At 65.4% G+C, this 21,076-nt stretch carries 15 protein-coding genes, 1 tRNA gene and 1 pseudogene; 5 read left to right on the plus strand and 12 right to left on the minus strand.

Annotated features, from left to right (window positions below; translation table 11 throughout):
- Positions 1-17: 17 nt before the first annotated feature.
- A complete protein-coding gene (locus OU02_RS02155) occupies positions 18-881 on the minus strand; it encodes an aldo/keto reductase (protein ID WP_033488490.1) in 864 nt (287 codons plus the stop codon).
- 314 nt (positions 882-1,195) lie between these two features.
- Between OU02_RS02155 and OU02_RS02160 the strand changes: the two genes are divergently transcribed.
- Genes OU02_RS02160 through nrdF form a run of 4 tightly spaced genes read left to right on the plus strand, consistent with a single transcriptional unit; the run spans position 1,196 to position 5,075 of the window.
- Entirely contained in the window at positions 1,196-1,480 is a 285-nt protein-coding gene (locus OU02_RS02160; protein WP_420796582.1) for a glutaredoxin domain-containing protein, read from the plus strand.
- The gene (gene nrdI / locus OU02_RS02165; protein ID WP_051918392.1) at positions 1,481-1,927 is read left to right on the plus strand and encodes a class Ib ribonucleoside-diphosphate reductase assembly flavoprotein NrdI; all 447 of its coding nucleotides are present in this window, start codon (positions 1,481-1,483) and stop codon (positions 1,925-1,927) included.
- Positions 1,924-4,074 (plus strand): class 1b ribonucleoside-diphosphate reductase subunit alpha, encoded by a 2,151-nt coding sequence (gene nrdE / locus OU02_RS02170; RefSeq protein WP_051918391.1) that lies wholly within the window; start codon positions 1,924-1,926, stop codon positions 4,072-4,074. The genes nrdI and nrdE overlap by 4 nt, the downstream gene beginning before the upstream one ends.
- Positions 4,075-4,109: 35 nt before the next feature.
- Positions 4,110-5,075: a class 1b ribonucleoside-diphosphate reductase subunit beta gene (nrdF, locus tag OU02_RS02175; RefSeq protein WP_033488491.1), complete on the plus strand. Its 966-nt coding sequence runs from the start codon at positions 4,110-4,112 to the stop codon at positions 5,073-5,075.
- 334 nt (positions 5,076-5,409) lie between these two features.
- Here the strand turns inward: nrdF and OU02_RS09185 are convergent.
- The 7 genes and pseudogenes from OU02_RS09185 to rpsO form a co-directional block, all read right to left on the minus strand.
- Positions 5,410-5,694 (minus strand): annotated as a pseudogene (locus OU02_RS09185) (DUF2207 family protein); the annotation flags it as partial.
- On the minus strand, positions 5,580-6,218 hold the full coding sequence (locus OU02_RS09190) for a DUF2207 family protein (protein WP_080720582.1): 639 nt from the start codon (positions 6,216-6,218) through the stop codon (positions 5,580-5,582). The pseudogene OU02_RS09185 and the gene OU02_RS09190, both read right to left, overlap by 115 nt.
- Positions 6,219-6,224: 6 nt before the next feature.
- Positions 6,225-7,169, minus strand: a complete 945-nt coding sequence (locus tag OU02_RS09155; RefSeq protein ID WP_080720581.1) for a DUF2207 domain-containing protein — start codon at positions 7,167-7,169, stop codon at positions 6,225-6,227.
- Positions 7,170-7,196: 27 nt separating this feature from the next.
- Positions 7,197-9,389, minus strand: a complete 2,193-nt coding sequence (locus OU02_RS02185; RefSeq protein WP_033488492.1) for a DUF2207 domain-containing protein — start codon at positions 9,387-9,389, stop codon at positions 7,197-7,199.
- A 31-nt stretch (positions 9,390-9,420) separates the two neighbouring features.
- On the minus strand, positions 9,421-10,023 hold the full coding sequence (locus OU02_RS02190) for a LemA family protein (protein ID WP_033488493.1): 603 nt from the start codon (positions 10,021-10,023) through the stop codon (positions 9,421-9,423).
- 234 nt (positions 10,024-10,257) lie between these two features.
- Positions 10,258-12,855 carry a polyribonucleotide nucleotidyltransferase gene (locus OU02_RS02195; RefSeq protein WP_033488494.1) on the minus strand — a complete coding sequence of 866 codons (2,598 nt, stop codon included), beginning with the start codon at positions 12,853-12,855 and terminating at the stop codon, positions 10,258-10,260.
- A 259-nt stretch (positions 12,856-13,114) separates the two neighbouring features.
- Positions 13,115-13,384, minus strand: a complete 270-nt coding sequence (gene rpsO, locus OU02_RS02200; protein WP_033488495.1) for a 30S ribosomal protein S15 — start codon at positions 13,382-13,384, stop codon at positions 13,115-13,117.
- Positions 13,385-13,626: 242 nt separating this feature from the next.
- On the opposite strand from rpsO, the gene OU02_RS02205 reads away from it, so the two are divergent.
- Entirely contained in the window at positions 13,627-14,598 is a 972-nt protein-coding gene (locus OU02_RS02205) for a lactate/malate family dehydrogenase (protein ID WP_033488496.1), read from the plus strand.
- Between the two features lie 24 nt (positions 14,599-14,622).
- Here OU02_RS02205 and OU02_RS02210 read toward each other — a convergent pair whose 3' ends face one another.
- The 4 genes from OU02_RS02210 to OU02_RS02225 form a co-directional block, all read right to left on the minus strand.
- Positions 14,623-15,321 carry a hypothetical protein gene (locus OU02_RS02210; RefSeq protein ID WP_033488497.1) on the minus strand — a complete coding sequence of 233 codons (699 nt, stop codon included), beginning with the start codon at positions 15,319-15,321 and terminating at the stop codon, positions 14,623-14,625.
- 1,215 nt (positions 15,322-16,536) lie between these two features.
- A tRNA-Gly gene (locus OU02_RS02215) sits at positions 16,537-16,610 on the minus strand.
- Between the two features lie 190 nt (positions 16,611-16,800).
- A complete protein-coding gene (locus OU02_RS02220; RefSeq protein ID WP_033488498.1) occupies positions 16,801-17,367 on the minus strand; it encodes a holo-ACP synthase in 567 nt (188 codons plus the stop codon).
- 193 nt (positions 17,368-17,560) lie between these two features.
- A partial coding sequence (locus OU02_RS02225) for a beta-ketoacyl synthase N-terminal-like domain-containing protein (RefSeq protein ID WP_033488499.1) occupies positions 17,561-21,076 on the minus strand: 3,516 nt, incomplete at its 5' end.

Here is a 21,076-nt window from a genome sequence, read left to right on the forward strand (position 1 = left end):
CAGTGTACAGGCAGGGGTCAGCCCAGTGAGGCGAGCTCCTCCGGAGTGAGTTCCAGATCGCCCGCCTTGAGGCTGTCGAGGATCGTGGCCGGGCGGTGCGCGCCGGGGATCACGAACACATGGTCGCCCTTCGCGAGCTCCCAGGCGAGCACGACCTGCTGGTAGCTCACGCCACGCTTGTCGGCGATTGTACGGAACGGATCGAACTTCGACTCGTCCTTCGGCTTGCGGAAACCGCCGAGCGGGCTCCAGCACACGAAGCCGATGCCGATGCGCGCGGCATGTTCGAGCGTGTCTGCGGTTTCGGTGTAGATCGGCGAGAACTGGTTCTGCACGGCGATCAGTTTTTCGCCGAGGATCTCCTGCGCGATGTCCATCTGTTCGATCGACGCGTTGGAAACGCCGGCCTCACGGGCCACGCCCTCGTCGACGAGCTGCTTGATCGCCTCGATGGACTCGCCATAGGGGATGCGCGGGTCGGGGCGGTGGAAGTACAACAGGTCGATCGTGTCCACGCCGAGCGCGAGCGCGCTCTCCTTGGCGCGGCGAATCAGGTTCTCGGGGCTGCCGTCGACGGCCCACGTGGGCTTGCCGTCGGTGAAGTTGCGGTAGTGGCCCACCTTGGTGGCGATGAGCACCTCGTCTTTGGGGCCGCTCCAACTGGCCATGGCCTCGCGTACGAGCTTTTCGCCGGTCTGTTCCTCACCGCCCGAGCAGTAGTAGGCCCATGCCGTGTCGATCTGACGGCAGCCGGCGTCGAGAGCCGCGTGAATCGTCTCCACGCCCACGTTGGGGCCGAGGTTGTTTTCAATTGTCAGCGGCATTTCTCCCAGACCGATCGCCGTGGTGTCGAATGGGCCCAGGGTGCGGTGCAGTACCATCTTTTCTCCTTATGGTGGCCATTGTGATGATGACCCCACGGTAGCAGCCTCCCCACATTTTTCAGCCGCCCCACGATAGTGCGCGCTGGAGCGCGCACTATCGTGTCAAGCGCCGGCATGTCTCGCGCACTTTTTTCCGGGGCCGGAAAAAGTGCGCGGCGGGTCATGTGACAAATCCCACATGCGCGCATCCAGCCCCACACTCGACACACCGGCCGCCACACCGATTTCCAGCACAATGTGGTGTTGCTCACAGCCGGAACTACTGCATCTAGTGGCTTAATGACGGGCAAACCACGAGATATGGTGTCCGTATGACAAATTCCGCCACACTTGACATCACTGAAGCCGAATCGCGCACACTGGACGTGACCGTCTACACCAAAGACAACTGCCAGCAGTGCGCCGCCACCGAGCGTGCGCTCACCCGCGTTGGCGTGGACTACCGCGAAATACAAATCACTGAGGCGAATATCTCACTGCTGCAGGATGCCGGATTCACACAAGCACCGGTGGTCATGGTGAGCATGGGCGCCGAACTGCAGGAATTCTGGAGCGGCTACCGCCCCGACAAAATCCGCCAGCTCGCAAACGCATAAATGGCCGCCGTCGTCTATTTCTCGTCGGCATCGAACAACACGGCGCGCTTCGTGGAGCACTGCGCGTTCGACAGCGCCGGCATCCACACCGCCCGCATTCCGCTGCGCGCCACCGACGAGCCGCTCCAAATCAATGAACCGTTTGTGCTGATCTGCCCCACCTACGGCGGCGGCGACGCCACCAAAGCCGTGCCGGTGCAGGTCAAGCGATTCCTCAACGACCCCGCCAACCGCCGATGGATCCGCGGAATCATCGCCTCCGGCAACACGAACTTCGGCGAGGCCTACGCCGCCGCCGGACCGATCATCGCGCGCAAATGCCACGTGCCGCTCATGTACCGCTTCGAACTGATGGGCACAGGCTCCGATGTGCGCGCCGTGCGCGAAGGACTCATCAAGTTCTTCACGCACGCCACCGAACCCACCCAGCCACAGGACCGACCATGACCCAGACCACCACATCAAACCCGCAGCAGGACTACCACGCGCTCAACGCCATGCTCAATCTGTATGGCGAAGATGGGCGCATCCAGTTCGGCAAGGATCAGGACGCCGTGCGCGCGTTCATGTTGACGCATGTCGAACCCAACACCAAGAGATTTGACAGCACAGCCGAACGCCTGCAGTACCTGATCGACCACGAGTATTACGAGCGCGCCGTATTCGAGCGCTACTCCCCCAGCTTCCTCGACGCGTTCTATGCGCGCGCCGCCGGCCTGGGCCACGAGTTCGCCACGTTCGTGGGCGCGTTCAAGTTCTACCGGTCGTACGCGTTGCGCTCATTCGACGGCGCGACCTACCTCGAGGACTTCACGCAGCGCGCCGCCGCCGTCGCGCTCGCGCTCGCCGCGGGCGACGAGGAGGAGGCGGAACGCTTCCTCGACGAGATCGTGCTTGGCCGCTTCCAGCCCGCCACGCCCACGTTCCTCAACCTGGGCAAGGCGCAGCGCGGCGAGGCGGTGAGCTGCTTCCTCGTGCGCATCGAAGACAACATGGAGTCGATCTCGCGCGGCATCAACGCGGCGCTGCAGCTGAGCAAGCGCGGTGGCGGCGTGGCGCTGCTGCTGAGCAACCTGCGCGAGGAGGGCGCGCCGATCAAACACATCGAGAACCAGTCGAGCGGTGTCGTGCCGGTCATGAAACTGCTCGAGGACTCGTTCAGCTATGCGAACCAGCTCGGCGCGCGCCAAGGCGCCGGCGCCGTGTATCTGAGCGCGCACCACCCCGACATCCTCAAGTTCCTCGACACCAAGCGCGAGAACGCCGACGAGAAGATCCGCATCAAATCGCTCGCGCTCGGCGTGGTGATTCCCGACATCACGTTCCAACTGGCCAAGGAACGCAAGCCGATGGCGCTGTTCAGCCCCTACGATGTGGAGCGCGTGATGGGCATGCCGTTCGCCGACGTGGACATCACCGCGCACTACGAGGAGATGCTCGCCGACGAGCGCATCCGCCGCACGATGATCGACGCGCGCGCGTTCTTCACCACAATCGCCGAAGTGCAGTTCGAATCCGGCTACCCGTACCTGCTGTTCGCCGACAACGCAAACCGCGCGAACCCGATCGACGGGCGCATCACGATGAGCAACCTGTGCTCGGAGATCCTGCAGGTGCAGGAGCCGAGCACCTACCGTGAGGACCTGAGCTACGAGCACGTCGGGCGCGACATCTCGTGCAACCTCGGCTCGCTCAACATCGCGAAGGCGATGGACGGCGATCTGGCGGCGAGTGTGCGCACGGCGATCCGCGCGCTCACCGCCGTGGCCGAGGCCACGCGGATCGACTCCGTGCCGTCAATCCGCCGCGCGAACGCGGAGGGCCATGCGATCGGCCTGGGGCAGATGAACCTGCACGGGTTCCTTGCGCGCGAAGGCATTATGTACGGGTCGGACGAGGCGCTCGACTTCACGAACTGCTACTTCATGGCCGTCGCCTACCACGCCTACCGCGCATCGAACGAACTCGCGCGCGAGCGCGGCCGCGCGTTCGGCGGATTCGAGCGCTCCGCGTACGCGAAGCCGGCCGGCGAAGGCAACTACTTCGACCGGTATGTGGACGGCCGTGAGACGCTCGAGCCGCGCACGCCGGCGGTGCGCGAGCTCTTCGCGCGCTTCGGTGTGGTGCTGCCTACGGCCGCCGATTGGGCGGACCTGCGGCGCGTGGTGCTGCGGGACGGCCTGTACAACCAGAACCTGCAGGCCGTGCCGCCGACCGGTTCGATCTCGTATATCAACCACTCCACGAGCTCGATCCACCCGATCGCCTCGAAGATAGAGATCCGCAAAGAGGGCAAGATCGGGCGCATGTACTACCCCGCCCCGTATATGACGAACGAGAACCTGCCGCTGTACGCGGACGCCTACGAGATCGGCTGGAAGGCGATCATCGACACCTACGCCGAGGCGAGCCGCCATGTGGACCAGGGGCTTTCCCTGACGCTGTTCTTCCCCGACACCGCCACGACGCGCGACATCAACAAGGCGCAGATCTACGCATGGCGCAAAGGCCTCAAGACGCTCTACTACATCCGCATCCGCCAACAGGCGCTCGAAGGCACCGAAGTGGCCGGCTGCGTCTCGTGCATGCTCTGAGCCAATCCACCTGACGACCTGTGAAAGGACCCATCATGACCGCATTGATCGACCGCGTGACCGCGATCAACTGGAACCGCCTCGACGACGAAAAAGACCTCGAGGTGTGGGACCGCCTGACCGGCAATTTCTGGCTGCCGGAAAAGGTGCCCGTCTCGAACGACATCCCCGATTGGCGCGCGATGAGCGAGGCCGAGCACACGCTGACGATGCGCGTGTTCACCGGCCTGACGCTGCTCGACACAATCCAGGGAACCGTGGGTGCGGTGAGCCTGATCCCCGACGCGCTGACCCCGCATGAGGAGGCCGTCTACACGAATATCGCGTTCATGGAGTCGGTGCACGCCAAGAGCTATTCGTCGATTTTCTCGACGCTGTGCTCGAGCGAGCAGATCGACGAAGCGTTCAGCTGGAGCGAGCGCAACGAGCACCTGCAGCGCAAGGCGCAGATCGTGCTCGACTATTACGAGGGCGACGACCCGCTCAAACGCAAGGTCGCGTCCACACTGCTCGAATCGTTCCTGTTCTACTCCGGTTTCTACCTGCCGATGTATTTCTCGGCGCATGCGAAACTGACGAACACCGCCGACGTGATCCGCCTCATCATCCGCGACGAAGCCGTGCATGGCTACTACATCGGCTACAAATACCAGCGCGGGCTCGCCTTGGCCGGCGAGGCCCGGCAAAGCGAGATGGAGTCCTACACCTATGAACTGCTCAATGAGCTGTACGAGAACGAGGTCGAATACACGCATTCGCTCTACGACGAGGTGGGCTTGAGCGATGACGTCGAGAAGTTCCTCCACTACAACGCGAACAAAGCGTTGATGAACCTCGGGTACCCGGCGCTGTTCCCTGACGAGATATGCGACGTGAACCCGGCGATCCTGGCCGCGCTCTCACCGAACGCCGACGAGAACCACGACTTCTTCTCGGGCTCCGGCAGCTCATATGTGATGGGCAAGGCCGAAGAAACCGACGACGACGACTGGGACTTCTGACACTTTTTTGCGCCTTGGCAAAAAGTGGAAGGTGTTCGAGGGGATATAGGCAAAAAGTGGGAGCTGCAGCTCCCACTTTTTCATGGCCACGCAAAAAAGTGCGCGGGCACCTACCGTGCACCGCCGCGCCCACCGACGAGAAGCTGTTGGAGACCATCGATCCGAACGACCCACCGCCCGCAGCACCTCCAAACGCGAAGTGGATGCCGCTGCCGCGCGAGCGCATGGCGCGGTTGCGGCGCGCGGACCAATACACGAGGCCATCGTTGGATTCGTGCGCGTCGACCCACTGCGGGTCGGCAAGCTGCGGGTAGGCGCGCTCCATCTGCTCCATGAGCTTGTCGCTGATGCCAAAGGCCGCCGCATAGACCATGTACCGACCCCACAGCACGGTGTCGAACACGCCGCGGTCGCCGAATTCGCTGAAATCCTCCATGTACCGCATCAAACCGGCCACTTGGCCGGCATAGGCCTCGCCCTGCGGAGTGAGCGCTTGCCTCGGGCTCACCGACATCGCGAACGCGGAAGCGAACAACAGCGGCAGCGAGATGACAAGCGCGAGCGCAATCTGCCCGTATACGCCCGTGTAGATGAGCGCGGTGAGCGCCGAGACGACCATGGCCAGCATGCCAGGCCCTGCGCGCGCCCGCACCCACCGGGACGGTGGCGCGCGGGGCCTGGTATTCCGCGTTGCACGCGTCTTCGAACCCGCGCAACCACGCATAGCCTTGGCGCCAGTCCTTGAGGGCGGCCTGCATCTGGTTGAAGTCGAACACCGGCAGGCCCACCCGCTCGGATGCGCGCAGCAGCACGTCGAGCAGCGCGCTCTCCGACCGACACGCAGTCCGCCCGGCTCAGGTCGATGCCGCGGTAGCCGGCGGCGGACCCTGGATAGACGGCCACCGCCCCCTTGGTCGCGAGTGACAGCAAGGTGGAGGTCATCTGCCGGTCTCCCACGGCCCCTTGGACGCCTGGCACCACATCGGTGATGAGCGCGGCGGCCGCGGCGGGGCTCATATCCGGGGGTTCGCGCCAATAGACGAACCCTTCCGTGCCCTTGCGCGCCTGAGCACACGCGCGTTGGGCGCCGATGAGCGCGGCCACCGCCAGTATGAGCGCGAGCGCGGCGGGGATGCTCCACATGACGATTCACCCACGCGCCCTGCGGCGCCGGTCGTCGTCCGCGATCTGTGCCTCCCACTGTTCCTGGTTGAGGATGCGCCGTTTCATCGCACCGGCCTGGGTGCGTGCGACGGCGGAATCAGACCGCCGTTCCGTCATGACCACCACGTTGATGTATTCGCCGCCGGGCAAATCGGTCACGGTGAACCGGAGCGACCCGTCGGCGCCGCGCGTCGTCTCGCTTGCCGCGCCCGTATGCAGCCACGCCCACGAATTCGACTCGCCAATGCCTTCGGGGAAGGTGAACGTGCCGGTCACGCGCGCGGCGGGGGTGGCGTTGAGCGCGCTGAACGGCTCCCATTCGAGCGCCACCACGTCGTCGTACGCCGTGGACACCCCATGCCATGTCATCGACAGTTCAAAGCGCATGCTGCTTGCGGAGGCCGTGGACGGGATGTTCCACCCGATCTCCACATCCTTCGTCTGCTTCGGCTCGCCCACGGCGGTGGGTGTGAGCACATCCAGCTCGGCGTCGTACGGCTCGGGGGCCGTCTGCGACCGGGTGATGTCGGCGATGTACCAACGGCCGGCGCATTCGCTGTTCCAACCGTAATCGCCGTACCCGCCCGGCGAGTGCACCGTGGTGTCCTGCGTGTACACGCGGCCCGTCGTCAGGTCCTTGATGCTGATGTCGCTGATGTTGGTCACGCGGTCGGAACTGAGCGTGTACTGCTGGAACATCTCGCGCCATGGTGTGCCGCGCGGGCGCAGACGGTAATCGAAGGTCTGCGTGACGCGCAGGTCGCCGTTCTTGAGCATCTGCGCGCGCATGTCCACGGTGTTGTACGACACCTGCGCGCCGCCATCGCCCGCGGCATGCCGGTCGAATCCCAGGAACAGCACGGCCGCCGCCGTGACCGCCGTGATGACGAGCGACACCGCAATCGCCCGAACGGTGCGTTGAGAACCCATCTTTCCCTCTGTCGACCCATGCGCCGGTCAGCGGCCGCCGAACGAGCCGCCGCCGGAGCCGCCTCCCGAGCCGCCGAAGCCGCCGCCGCTGAACGAGCCACCGGAACCGCCGGAACTCGATGGCGCGGCCGCGGTGATCGTGGCGCCCACCGACGCGAAGCCCGAGCTCAACTGCGTGCCCAGATCGCCGAAGCCGCCGGCGAACCCGCCAATCGTGCCGCCAACGAAACCAGTGCCCGAAGCGCCGATGATCGTGGACGGGCGTGTGGACCAGTACAGCAGTGACGAGGAGCCCGAGGCATGGTCATCGAGCCATGCGGCGTCGGAAAGCTCCGGGTAGGCGGCGTGCAGCTGCTCCATCGCCTTCTTCGAGATGCCGAAGGCCGTGGCGTACACCAGATAGCGGCCCCACAACGCCACGTCGAGCACACCGCGGTCGGAGAACTCGCTGAAGTCCTCCAGATAGCGTGCCAGCCCCTGCACTTGGCCGGCATACTCCTGCCCTTGCTCGGTGATGCCGGTAGTGCGGCTCATCACAAGCGCGCCGCTGCCGATGATCGTCATCGGCGCGCTGATGCACAACGCGAGCGCCAGGTTGCTGTTGACAATCAGGAAGTACAACGCGCTGAACACACCCAGCAGCATCGCGAAGATGCCGCATGCGCGCGCGGCCACGCCCACCGAGCGGGTGGCGTGCAGCTCGTCGAGTTCGCGCGCGCACGCGGTGGTGAACTTGTCGACCTCCTTGTGGCCGTCGGTCCACTTCTTGAACGCGGCGCTCATCTGCTTGAGGTCGAATACGGGCGAATGCAGGCGCGTGTAAGCCTCGGTGAGCAGGCGGAGCATGCGCTCCTCCGACTCGCACAGGTTGAGTTCGCTGTGGTCCGGGGCGAGCGCGCGCGGTTTGATCACCACGGTGCTCGTCTTGCCGATCTTCCTGCCTTCGGCCGCCTGTTGGCTGAGCATGCCGGCGAGCGCGGCCGAATCGACGCGGCTCATGTCGATGCCGCGGTACGTCTCGGCCTTGCCCGGGTAGATCGCGACCGCGCCCTTGGTGACGAGCGACATGACGGTGGCGGCCATCTGCCGGTCCGTCAGGTCGCCGCCTTTGCCGTTGAGCACACAATACAGTTTCGCGGCCGCGCCCGGGCTCATGTCCGGCGGCTCGCGCCAATACTCGATTGGCCCGGTGTATCGGGCGGCCTTGATGCTGCGCACGGCGCTGACCACAGCGGCCACGCACAGGGCCGTTCCGCACACGGCGATCACAATCCAGATCACGAGCCTGATGATGGCACGGCGATGTTGGCGCTCATGCCATTCGCGCTCCTGGCGCGCCTCGTCATTCAGGGTCCATTGCTTGGCATCGCCGCTGCCGTGGCGTTCCACGCCGAATGTGCGCGCGGCGTCGACCATCACCACGAGGTCCAGGAATTCGCCGGAGGGCACGTTGTACGCGGTGAACTCTATGCCGCCGGGGATGCGCTTCGTCGTGGAATTGCCGGTGTAGTGCAGCCACGCCCAGGACTCGTCTTCGGCCGTACCCTCGGGGAAGCGCACGGTGGCACGCACCACGCCGATCGGCGTCTGGTTCTTCTCGCCGAAGGGTTCCCATTGGAACTTCGTCACGTCGTCGTATGCGGTGCTCACACCATGCCATGTCATGCCGATTTCGAAGCGCATGCTCGACGCCTGTTCAGTGGAGGGGATGTTCCATCCGATCTCCACCGTGCGCTCGTCGGAGCCGTCCGGATTGAGCCCGTCGGTCTCGGGGATGTACGGGTCCGGGTCCGACGTGCCGTAGGTCACGTCGGCGATGTACCAGTGGTTTGCGTAGCGCGAATTCCACTCGCCGACCCCGACATCGCTTGGGTTCTGCGGCATGATTTCCGTGTACTCGCGCCCCGTGCCCAGGTTCTTGACGCTGATGTCCGAGATGTTCGTCAGGTTCGAGCTCTTGAGCTGGTATGTCTGGTACAGCTGGCGCCATGGCTTCACATTGTCGTCGGAGTCCTCGCGCTTATCGAGCTTGATGTCCACGGTCTCGGTGATGCGTAGGTCGCCGTTGTCTTCGACCTGCACATCGTAGTCGAGCGAACGGTAGGTCAGGTCCGCCGAGTTGCCTTCGGTGGCGATCAAATACCCCAAGCCAAGTGCGAACACCGTGACGATGACACCCATGACGAGTGACAGTGCGGCAGATTTGGTGGTGGTCCTCATGTGACGCTCCTAGCGGCGCGGCGCGGGGCTGTCAGAACCGCACTTGCGGTGCGGCGCCGGTGAAATTGACCTGCGGCACCTGGCGCGACTGTTCGTCGGCGGCGAAATACTGCGCGGGCACGAAGTGGAACATGCCGGCGATGATGTTGGTGGGCACCTGCATGATGCGGTTGTTGTACTTGAGCACCACATCGTTGTAGAACTGGCGCGCGTAGGCGATCTTGTCCTCGATCTGGCGCAGCTGGTCCTGCAGGTTCATGAAGTTCTGGTTCGCCTTGAGGTCCGGATACGCCTCGGCCGTGGCGCGCAGGTTGACCATCGCGTTGCTCAGCTGCTGCTCGGCCGCGGCACGCTGCTCGAGTGTCGCGTTCGGGTCGCTCGCCGCGGCCATCACACCGGCGCGCGCCTGCGTGACCTGCGTGAAGACGGATGACTCGTGGCCCGCGTAGCCCTTGACCGTCTCCACGAGGTTGGGGATCAGGTCGGCGCGCTGCTTGAGCAGCACATCGATCTGCGACCAGCCGTTGCCCACGCGGTTGCGCATGCCGACGAGGCTGTTGTACATGCTGATGATCCACACACCGATCACCACGATGACCGCGATGACGATGAGGGCGATGATCCACCCACTCATGATTCCTGGTTCTCCTTATCCTATGGCGCCTGGCCGGCGCCAGACATTGGGCCCCATTGTCTCATGACAGCGATATGCCGCTGACGACGCTGTCCATCTCGCGGGCACGGACGTCCCGCATGCACTGCCGCAAATTATGTACAAGGCCCCGTGCTGAACAAACAGCACAGGGCCCAGCTGGTTGGTCACCATGGCTCATGCGTCACCGCAAACGTACGCATCAGCCACGGGCAATCAGTCCTCGAACGGGTCGAAGTCGCGGCGCACACGGCGGCGCGGACGCTCATGGCGCTCCTCGCGGCCGGCGCGGTACTCGTCGTAGTTCTCGTCGGCGGCGTACCGCGGATTGCGGTCGTCGTTGCGGCGGCGGCGCGGACGATCATCGCGGTCCTCATGATGGCGGCGCGGACGATCGTCATAGTCACGGTCGTCGTCGCGGCGCGAACGGCGGCGCGGACGGTCATCATAGTCGTCGTCGTAGTCGCGGCGGCGGCGCGGACGGTCATCGTAATCGAAATCACGGTCATCGCGGTCACGGCGCGGACGGCGCTCAGAACGGCGGTCGTCACGGCGGCGGTCATCGCGGCGCGGGCGGTCATCGCGGTCACGGCGCGGCGCCGAGGACTCCTGGTTCTCGAAGCCCGGGATCGCGAGCGAGATCTTACCGCGGTCATCCACACCCTGCACGACGACCTCAACGGTATCGCCTTCCTTGAGCACATCCTCGACGGCGTCGATGCGTTCTCCGTCGGCGAGATTGCGGATCTGCGAGATGTGCAGCAGGCCGTCGGTGCCCGGGGTCAGGTTGACGAACGCGCCGAAGCTCGTGGTCTTCACGACCTTGCCCGTGTATGTTTCGCCGGCTTCCGGCACATGCGGGTTGGCGATCTGGTCGATGATCTCCTTCGCCTTCTCGGCGGCGTCGCCACCTTCGGAAGCGATGTAGACCGTGCCGTCGTCCTCAATCGTGATCTCGGCGCCGGTGTCCTCCTGGATCTGGTTGATCATCTTGCCCTTCGGGCCGATGACTTCGCCGATCTTGTCGACCGGGATCGTGATCGTGACGATGCGCGGCGCGGTCGGGCTCATCTCGGCCGGGCCGTCGATGCACTCGTTGATCACTTCGAGGATCGTGGTGCGGGCCTCATGCGCCTGCTTGAGCGCGCCGGCGAGCACGTCGGCCGGAATGCCGTCGAGCTTCGTGTCGAGCTGCAGTGCGGTGATGAAGTCGGCGGTGCCGGCGACCTTGAAGTCCATGTCGCCGAACGCGTCTTCGGCGCCCAGGATGTCGGTGAGCGTCTTGTAGACGTGTTCGCCGTCCACATCGCCCGAGACGAGGCCCATCGCGATGCCCGCGACCGGGGCCTTGAGCGGCACGCCGGCCGCCAGCAGCGACAGCGTGGAGGCACACACGGAACCCATCGACGTGGAGCCGTTCGAACCGATGGCCTCGGAGACCTGACGGATCGCGTACGGGAACTCCTCACGGCCCGGCAGCACCGGCACAATCGCCTTTTCGGCGAGCGCGCCATGGCCGATCTCGCGGCGCTTCGGGGTGCCGATGCGTCCGGTCTCACCGGTCGAATACGGCGGCATCTCGTAATTGTGCATGTAGCGCTTGGTCTGCGGGCCGCTCAGTGCGTCGATCTGCTGCTCCATCTTGAGCATGTTGAGCGTCGTAACGCCCAGGATCTGCGTTTCGCCACGCTGGAAGAGCGCGGAACCGTGCACGCGCGGCACAATGTCCACTTCGGCGGAAAGCGTTCGGATGTCGCGCAGGCCACGGCCGTCGATGCGGTAGTCCTGGGTCAGGATGCGGCGGCGCACGATCTGGCGCTGCAGTTCCTTGAACGCGTTGCCCAGTTCCTTGTCTTTCTCTGCCTCGTCCATGTCGGTGAACTCGACCGACAGCGTTTCGCGCACACGCTCCTTGATCTCGTGGATGCGCTCCTGGCGCGGCAGCTTCTCGGCGATCGAGAGCGCCTCGTCGAGGTCGGCGTGCGCGATCTCGTCGATGCGGTTGTACAGGTCGTCGGTGTATTCGGGGAAGAGCGGGAAGTCGCGCGTCTCCTTGGCGGCGATCTTCTTGAGCTCGTTCTGCGCATCGCACAGCACCTTGATGAACGGCTTCGCCGCCTCAAGGCCACCGGCCACAACCTCTTCGTCCGGCTTGGCCTGGCCCTCGTCGTAGATGAGCGACCATGCGTTCTTGCCGGCACCGGCCTCGATCATCGCGATAGCGACGTCGCCGTTCTCGATCACGCGGCCGGCGACCACAATCTCGAAGACGGCGCGCTCGCGCTCACTCCAGCGCGGGAACGCGACCCACTGGCCGTCGATGAGGGCCAGGCGCACGCCGCCGACCGGGCCGGAGAACGGCAGGCCGGAGATCAGCGTCGAAGCGGACGCCGCGTTGAGCGCAATCATGTCGTACGAATCGTCGGGGTTGACGGCGAGCACCGTCTCCACAACCTGCACCTCATTGCGCAGTGTGTGCGGGAAGAGCGGGCGCAGCGGGCGGTCGATGATGCGGCACGCAAGGATAGCCTCCGTGCTCGGACGGCCTTCGCGGCGGAAGAACGAGCCCGGGATCTTGCCCGCAGCGTACATCTTCTCTTCCACGTCGACGGTCAGCGGGAAGAAATCGTAATTCTCCTTCGGGCTGCTGCCGGCGGTCGTGGTCGACAGCACCATGGAGTCGTCGTCGAGATAGGCGGCCACCGCACCATCAGCCTGCTGTGCGAGGCGGCCCGTCTCAAAGCGCAGCGTGCGCTTGCCATATGAACCATTGTCGATGACTGCTTCCACAGCCTTGATTTCGGGACCCTCCATAGGGTTCCTCCTTTTGTTTTGTTCTGTTTCCTACAAACATCCTCGTCGGGCCTACGGCTCGCGTGCCGCAAGGCCGTGATTATGTCGCGCGCGGTCCGCGCGCTGTGGCAGGCGGTCAGCCCGACCGCATGCCGCGTGATTCCACCAGTGCTTCATTGTAATACCAGCCATGGTGCGAGGATCGGGCTCATGCCCCGCTTCGCTCACGGCGGCAGCAAAAAGCCCGAGCCGGCGTGCCGGACTCGGGCGGAAGAATGTCTTATCGACGCAGACCCAGACGCTCGATCAGAGCACGGTAGCGGTTGATGTCAACGCCCTTGAGGTAATCAAGCAGACGACGACGGTCACCGACCATGAGCAGCAGACCACGACGCGAGTGGTGATCGTGCTTGTGCTCCTTGAGGTGCTCGGTCAGGTCGGCGATGCGCTTGGTGAGCAGCGCGATCTGAACCTCCGGGGAGCCGGTGTCGCCCTCATGGGTAGCGTACTTAGCGATGATGTCCTGCTTTTCTTCAGCCGTCAATGCCACGGCATCCTCCTTTATTGCACTGCGCGGTGCCGCCGGCATTATGCCGGAGCGCTCTCTATCCGCGGGCGAAAACACGCCAAAGAGACAGTGTATACACTCCCCGCGACTGCCCACCATGTGACCTTTTTGTTCACCGAGCGAAGAGCCGCCCCCGCGACCCGCATGGGCGCAACAGACCGATCCCTACAATGTGCGCAACCATCGATTTGCGGCATCCACCCGAACCACCAAGGAGGAACAACATGGGCACTGTCACGAAAATCGGCATCGTCGGCATGGGGCATGTGGGAGCGCATGTGGCGAACAGCCTCGTGCTGCAGGGCATTGGCGACGAACTGTATATGACGGAGCAATGCTCGGGAGACGAGGACCACAGCGCCAAGCTCGCCGCCGAAGTGCAGGATCTGGGCGATTCGCTCGCCTTCTGCCCGCACAACGTGGCGCTCGTCAACTGCGGCGAGGACTATGCGCGGCTCGCCGAATGCGACGTCATCGTCAACGCCGCCGGCAAGGTCAGACTCGCGAGCGAGGACCGCGACGGCGAACTGTTCTACACCACCGAGACAGCGAAGACATTCATCAAACCGATCGCCGACGCGGGGTTCAACGGCGTCTGGGTCACCATCTCGAACCCGTGCGACGTCGTCGCCACCGAAATCTGGAAACTCTCCGGCATGGACCCGCGCCGCATCATCGGCACCGGCACCGCGCTCGACTCCAGCCGCCTCAAACACGCGCTTTCGCGCGCGGCCGGCTACGACCAGCACTCGATCTGCGCCTATATGCTCGGCGAGCATGGCAACAGCATGTTCGCCGCATGGAGCGCCGTCAACTTCGGCGGCAAGCCGCTCGCGCAGCTCAAAGAGGAACAGCCGGAACGCTTCGGCTTCGACGAGGCGCAGGTCGAGCAGGAGGCACGGCGCGGCGGATACGTGACCTACGCGGGCAAACAGTGCACCGAATTCGCGGTGGCCGACGCCGCCGTGCGCCTTGTGCGCGCTGTCGTGTCGAACGAACACTACATCACGCCGTGTTCGACGCTCATGACCGGCGACTACGGCGAGAGCGGCTTCTTCACGTCACTGCCGTGCACCATCGGCGCCAACGGGGTCGAAGAAGTGCTGCACTTCGACCTCACCGACGCCGAACTGCGCGAATTCCAGGCGAGCTGCGCGCACGTGAAGGAGAATCTGCGCCGCGTCGGACTGTTGTGAGCGGCCGTGCCCACGGCACCGTGACTATACGACCGTGAGCAGACCGCCGAACATCACGATGAGCAGTGCGACCGTCTCGAAGACGAGCAGCAGGATCAGCGACGTCCACACATGCGTGAGCACGTTGAGCGGCGAGTCCTTTTTGATGGTGATGAGCAGTCCCACCCACACCACAGCGAACACGGCGAGCGCCAGGCCGGCGGCGATAATGCCCAGGTCGGCGGCGTTCGCCACGCGTGCGGCGCCGCCGTAGATCACGTATGTGGAATGCCAGAAGTCGAAGCGGAGCATCGCCACGCCGCCGATGAACTGCTCAATGCACAACAGCACCACGAACAGGGTGAACCACAGCGTCTTGATCCGGTCGATGATGAGCATGATGACCGACAGCACGGCGAACACCGTGATCGACCATGATACCAGGGCGATCGCGCGTGGGTCGATGGCGCCGAAACACTCCACGACCCACGCGGTGTGCTGCACACCGACCGTGCGGCCGGCCCAGTACGGCAGGATGAGCGCGGCGAGCACGAGCACGATATAGCACAGCGTGCGCAGAGGATGCGCGCGTTTGCGTTCGATGTCGGCGAGCGAGATGTCTGATTCGGGGATGGTGGCGTCCGGGTGCTTCGACACCACATTGAGCTCCACATCCTCGCCGGCGGCGGGGTGTGTGGCGGCGGGGCAAGGCTCGTTGCGCGCCGCCGCCTCCTCGGTGCGCACGCGCGCCGCGGCTGCGGGGGAAGCCGTCCCGGTGACTGCCCCCGTGGTTGACTCAGCAGTCACCCCAGTGGGTGTCTCGGTTGCAACGGTCTGATTGCTACCTGTGTGCCGCCGCGAGTGGTGCGGGTCTGTGGTGTGCGGGTCGCAGCGCATTCGTCAACCGCCTTCCTGTGGCTCGCCGTGTGCATTGCATGCATTTGTATACGTATATGTATATGCGTCTGTGCGCATATGTCCGTGCGCATCGGGTCGTGGAGCGGCGTGCGCGACGCCCGAAGCGGTGGCGCGCCACCCTATGTTCTAGCCGCAACTCTAGCGCAACCCTAGTGCACAAGCGTCGATTCAGCTGCCAGAGGCCGTGTGTGGGTGGAGCGGCCGGGGGCGTGTGACGGTGTTCTTCTCCCGGTGTTCCGCAGCGGCTTCGAGCTGGACGCATCCGCGGGGTCAAAGCGATGATTCTCTGCGGTCTGCGGCGACCCATGCAGGTTGCCCATGGTCTCCAGCTCCGCCCCTACCTCGGTCTGCAGTGCCCCTTACGCCCTACAGCCGTCTGTTTGCGTAAGGATTGTACGCAGCACCCCATTTTCTGCGTACAATTCGTGCGCAACCGTTGGTGCGGCAGCTGACGATGCCCACCCCTAATTGCTCATACCCCCACCACACGTATCCAGCGGCCCTGCGCGTCTATCCCCTAGCCACCAACAGCCATCAGCCACGCGGCCGATGGCACCCCATGCCTACTAGCTAGCCACCAACAGCCATTAGATACGAAACTGATGACACCCTATGTCTACCCACTAGCCACATACAACCACGCCAAACACATCCGGCGGCACCGCGCGTCTACCTCCTAGCCACCAACGGCCAAAATCGGCCGAGGTACGCGGCACTTCATGTCTACCTACTTCATGCGATCTGCGCTGTCGGATGACGAATCCCTGAGTACCCCTGACGAAAATCATATCCGAAGCCGCTGAACATGACAACCATCTGTAACTGTCCGAAAACACGCAGCGGCAATGATATTTGCGACAGATACGCCTAGTAACTGTCGCAAATCACTCGTGACAGCCACCCGTGCGCTTCAATGGTCACACGCTACCCACACGGCACCACCCAAGTCGCAATCAACACAAAACCGGGTTATAACCCCACTTATACTGTTCCAGCATAAACGAAAAACGGCTGATTTCGTTGGAAATCAGCCGTTTTCAGTGGAGCGGACGACGGGAATCGAACCCGCGTAATCAGTTTGGAAGACTGAGGCTCTACCATTGAGCTACGTCCGCATGCTGCCTCTCGCGAAACAACGTGTGCCATTATACACAAGGGGTGCCGAAGCGTCCAACCAGCGAGAAACCCGCTCGCCGACGGCCACCGCTCCCTCCGCCCCACCCATGCCCTTGGATCTTCCCCGCATCCTTCCAAGGTGGAGCGGCACCCATACCTCGCGCATCCGGCCCACCACGCACCCGCGCATCACTCCGCGCGTTCCAGGACGGCCACCGCGGAGGCAATCGGCCCATCATGCGAAATAGACAGATGCCAGCGCAATTGCACGGGATCGGATGCCCCAGACGTGCGCGCACCGGTAAGTGCGCCAGACACATCGCTCGGCCCATCACCGCCATCCACACCAACTGCATCAGACACACCGGCCCCACGCGGCACGCCCGCCGCACTCGCGCCTTCCGCGTGCGCGAGCGAGCACACGAGCTCGGCGTGCACGGCCGGCTGCAGCAGCACATGCGGCACGCCGCGCGCGTCACCGAGAATCTCGATGCCGCTCCACGGCGTGTTGTCGAGCGTGTACGGTGCCGACACCTCGCCAAGCGCCGCGCACCACGCCTTGACAGCCGATTCCTTGGCGGCCCACTTGCCCGCGAGGTGCACGGCCTCGCCGTCGTTCTTGCACCCGGCGCGCATCCGCGCCTGCCGCAGTTCGCGCGCGGAGAAGAGGCTCCTCCCCCGCGACCCCGGCATCTCAAGCTGTTCGCCGAACGCGCGCACATCCACCACATCGTGCCCGATGCCAAGTATCGCCATCGTGACCGCCTCCTCACACCGAACCATGGCCTGCCACCGCCAGTCTAGGAACCAACCCCGCCAGACAGACCATCACGACGGCCACCGCAACCGCAACACGCCATCCACAACCACCACTGAGAAGGGTGTGGTCCATCATGCGCGATGAACCACACCCCTCAGCACACGCAGGCCCCTAAGGAGCTCCCCCGTGCTACGCGAAGGTGCCGTCGGCGCCCAGGCGCGCGGCCGGGTCGAGCAGCATCGCTTTTTCGACCTCGTGCGCGTCGTACCCGCGGCCGTCCTCACGGAAGCGGCGGTTGTCGATCGGCTCGTAGAGCGCGGCGCGGCCCATCATGCCCTCTTCGAAGTGGCGGCGGCCCGCGGCCAGACGCCCGTTCGCGCGTTCACGCCACTGCTCGAGCGCCTCCGCGCCGGCCGTATGCGCCACGGCCGCCTCGAACGCGCCGGGGTGCACAAGCGCGACGAACCCGCTCACATGCCCGAATCCGAGCGACGTGGCGAGCGCGGCCTTCACCGTGCCGCGCGCGCCCAGGTTGAGCGGTTCGCGCAGCCACACCATGTGGTCGTCGCGCGCGAGCTTCGGGTCGACGCACTCGAGCGCCGCGTTCGCCGGCACAACGCCCGACCTGAACAGCTGCGTGATGCCATTCACCTGGAAGATGCACGCGCCGCCCTTGGCATGGCCGGTGAGCGACTTCTGCGAGATCACGAACAGCGGGTTGCCCTCGGCGCGCCCGATCGCATGGGCGAGCGTGTTGTGCAGCTCGGATTCGTTCGGGTCGTTCGCGTTCGTGGAGGTGTCGTGCTTCGAGACCACGGCGATGTCGTCGGGCGCCACGCCGAGCGCCGCCAGGTTGCGCACGAGCTTGGACTCGCGCCCGCCCATGCCAGCGGCGAGCGCGCCCAGCCCCGGCGCGGGGATCGACGTGTGCGCGCCGTCGGCGTACGAATGCACGAACCCAACCACGCCGGCCACGGGCAGGCCGAGTTCGAGCGCGATGCTGCCGCGCGTCAGGAGCACGGTGCCGCCGCCCTGCGATTCGATGAACCCGCCGCGCCTGCGGTCGTTGGCGCGCGAGAAGAACCGTGGTTCGATGCCCTTGGCGAGCATCTCGCCCGAGTTGGCGGTCGCGTTCATGTTGCCGAATCCGATGACCGATTCCACGCCGATGTCGTCGATTGCGCCGGTCACGACGAAGTCGGCTTTGCCGAGCGCGATCTTGTCGGCGCCTTCTTCGAGCGAGACGGCGGCCGTGGCGCACGCCGAGACCGGCTGCACCATGTTGCCGTAGCCGCCGATGTAGCTTTGCATCACATGCGCGGCCACGACGTTCGGCAGCGCCTCCTGCAGGATGTCGGTGGGGATTTCGTGGCCCAGGAAGCGGTTGAGGTACAGCTTGCGCATCGACGCCATGCCGCCGAAACCGGTGCCCTGCGTGCTTGCGACCATCGACGGGTGCACGGACTGCAGGATCTCGCTCGGCGAGAATCCGGCTGAAAGATAGGCGTCCACGGTCGTCACGATGTTCCACAGCGCGATCGGGTCCACGTCGCCCACCATCGAGGCGGGGATGCCCCACTTGGTCGGGTCGAATCCATCGGGGAACTGGCCGCCCACCGTGCGTGTCATCGTGGCGCGGCGCGGCACGCGGATCATCGACCCGGCGTGGCGCGTCACCGTCCACTCCCCGCTTTCGGCATCGGCCGCAATCGACGTGTGCGCCTCGTCCATCTTCACGTATTCCTCGGCGATCGCGTGCGTCGGCACACTGAAGCTCACGTCGTGGTCCAGATAGACCTCAGCCTCCTCTTCGTCGGTGCCGTCGCGGTAGTCGGAGCCCATGCCCTCGGCGAAGGGGCGCACGCCCGACTTCGCCACGACCTCGTCGTGGTACCGCTGCGCGATGTCTTCCTCGGGCACGAGGTTGCCGTCTGCATCGTACCAGCCGGGCGTGGGCGAATCGGCCCAGCTGAGCAGGCCCATGCCCCACGCCAGCTCGAGCACGGCGCCGGCGGAGAGCTCCACCTGGCCGTCCGCGCGGATGCCGAGTTCGGCTTCGGCGCGCGTGCGGCCCGAGCCCCACGGGCCGAGTTCGCCCACGGAGACGATCACGATCTGGTCTTCGGGGCGCGCGGTCACGCCCTGCCATTCAGCGAGGTCCACGCGCGCCTGCCGCGGCACATGCGGGCTCGGCAACGCCTTGACGCGCGCACGCGCTTCGGCAGCGGCATCGGCTGCGGCCGCATCGCCGAGCGCGGCGTCGGCCATGGCCTCGGCGCGCAGGGCGCGGATGTCGATCGGCGAGCCGCCCAATCCGCCGGTCAGGTCCACGTCGAGCGGCGCCGTACGCGCCTGTTCGCGCGCTTCGGCGGACACGAGCTTGAGCAGTTCCTCCGCGATTTCCCCGGTGGAATACGTGGTCAGGCCGTGGCGTTCGACGACCTCGACGAGCGGGTCGTTGCCGCCCATGAGGCCAGTGCCGCGCACCCAGCCGATCTTCGGGTGGGCGAAGGTGACACGGCCGGACCAGTCATGCTCGGCGCGTGCACGGTTCACGATCGCGTCGAACGCGCTCTTGACCTCGCCGTACGCGCCGTCGCCGCCGAACACGCCGCGGTTCGGCGAGCCGGGCAGCACCACATGCAGACGGTGCTGCACGTCGGTGTCCGCGCCGATTGCGGCAAATCCGGCGATCGCACGCTCCACGCCCCACAGCATCAGGCGCGCCTGCGATTCGAACAGCGCGCCCGAATCGGCGAGCGAACCGTGCACCGGCGGCGCGGCGAAGGGGAAGAACAGGCTCGGCTCATACGCCGGCTTGAGCACTGTGGTCGTGGCTCCGCTCGTCTTCTTCTGCACATGGCCGACCCAGTCCACGAGCGCGTCCACATCGCGGTAGCTCGACAGGTTCGCCGGGACGAGCCACAGCTGCGCACCGGCGCGGGCATGCGTGCGGTAGGTCTCGCGCGCCCACGCCTTGACGGACGGGCGGAAGCTGTGCGATGTGGCGATCACGGTTGCACCGCCGGCGAGCAGGCCATTGACGACCTGCGCGGCGATCGAGTTGGGCGCCACGCCGGTCACGACGGCCACGTCGCCCGCATACGGCGCGGGCTCGGCGCTTGCAGGCGCGGCCGCGACTTCGGCGATCTGCGCATAGCGATCGGCGAGTTCGGCGCGGCCGTCTTCGCGCGCTTGTTCGGCGAACCAGCGCGCCTCGGCGGCCACGGCCTCGCCGAGCGCCGTGAAGTCGCCACTGAGTGCGGCCGAATCGTTGTTGTAGAACGCGCGGGCCAAGTCTTCGCGCGCGCTCGCCCAGCGGTCGTCGAAGAGGATCGCCTTGCGCGCGTCGAAGCGCGGCGCCACCTGCTCGGGCCAGTCGGCGCCGAGCTCGGCTTCCACCGCCGCCACGACCGCCGCATTGGCGTCGTCTTCAGGTGCGGGGGTGGGCTCGTCCAGGCCGAGCCTGCCGAGCACGAAGCGCGCGGTCTGTGCGAGCACGCCGTCGGAGCCGGTCACCTGCGCGGCGAACGCGTCGAGCGCGGCGGAATCGACGACCGCACCACCCGCGGACCCGCCGGCGGACGGCTTGGCCACAGCGATGCCCTGCTGCGAGGCGACGAGCTGCACGGCGGCGTCGATCAGCGCGTTCGCCTGCGTGGCGTTGGTGGCGGCGTCGGTGCCGAGCTCGGCCAGATCGCCGCC

It is taken from the genome of Bifidobacterium pseudolongum subsp. pseudolongum DSM 20099 (genome assembly GCF_000771225.1).
GTDB lineage: Bacteria > Actinomycetota > Actinomycetes > Actinomycetales > Bifidobacteriaceae > Bifidobacterium > Bifidobacterium pseudolongum.

Coding starts and splice junctions, on each gene's coding strand:
- OU02_RS02205 (WP_033488496.1), top strand. CDS start 13,627: ATGGGCACTGTCACGAAAATCGGCATCGTCGGCATGGGGCATGTGGGA.
- OU02_RS02155 (WP_033488490.1), bottom strand. CDS start 881: ATGGTACTGCACCGCACCCTGGGCCCATTCGACACCACGGCGATCGGT.
- OU02_RS02160 (WP_420796582.1), top strand. CDS start 1,196: ATGACAAATTCCGCCACACTTGACATCACTGAAGCCGAATCGCGCACA.
- OU02_RS09190 (WP_080720582.1), bottom strand. CDS start 6,218: ATGTGGAGCATCCCCGCCGCGCTCGCGCTCATACTGGCGGTGGCCGCG.
- OU02_RS02185 (WP_033488492.1), bottom strand. CDS start 9,389: ATGAGGACCACCACCAAATCTGCCGCACTGTCACTCGTCATGGGTGTC.
- nrdF (WP_033488491.1), top strand. CDS start 4,110: ATGACCGCATTGATCGACCGCGTGACCGCGATCAACTGGAACCGCCTC.
- nrdE (WP_051918391.1), top strand. CDS start 1,924: ATGACCCAGACCACCACATCAAACCCGCAGCAGGACTACCACGCGCTC.
- OU02_RS02190 (WP_033488493.1), bottom strand. CDS start 10,023: ATGAGTGGGTGGATCATCGCCCTCATCGTCATCGCGGTCATCGTGGTG.
- OU02_RS02195 (WP_033488494.1), bottom strand. CDS start 12,855: ATGGAGGGTCCCGAAATCAAGGCTGTGGAAGCAGTCATCGACAATGGT.
- OU02_RS02220 (WP_033488498.1), bottom strand. CDS start 17,367: ATGGCGATACTTGGCATCGGGCACGATGTGGTGGATGTGCGCGCGTTC.
- OU02_RS09155 (WP_080720581.1), bottom strand. CDS start 7,169: ATGGGTTCTCAACGCACCGTTCGGGCGATTGCGGTGTCGCTCGTCATC.
- nrdI (WP_051918392.1), top strand. CDS start 1,481: ATGGCCGCCGTCGTCTATTTCTCGTCGGCATCGAACAACACGGCGCGC.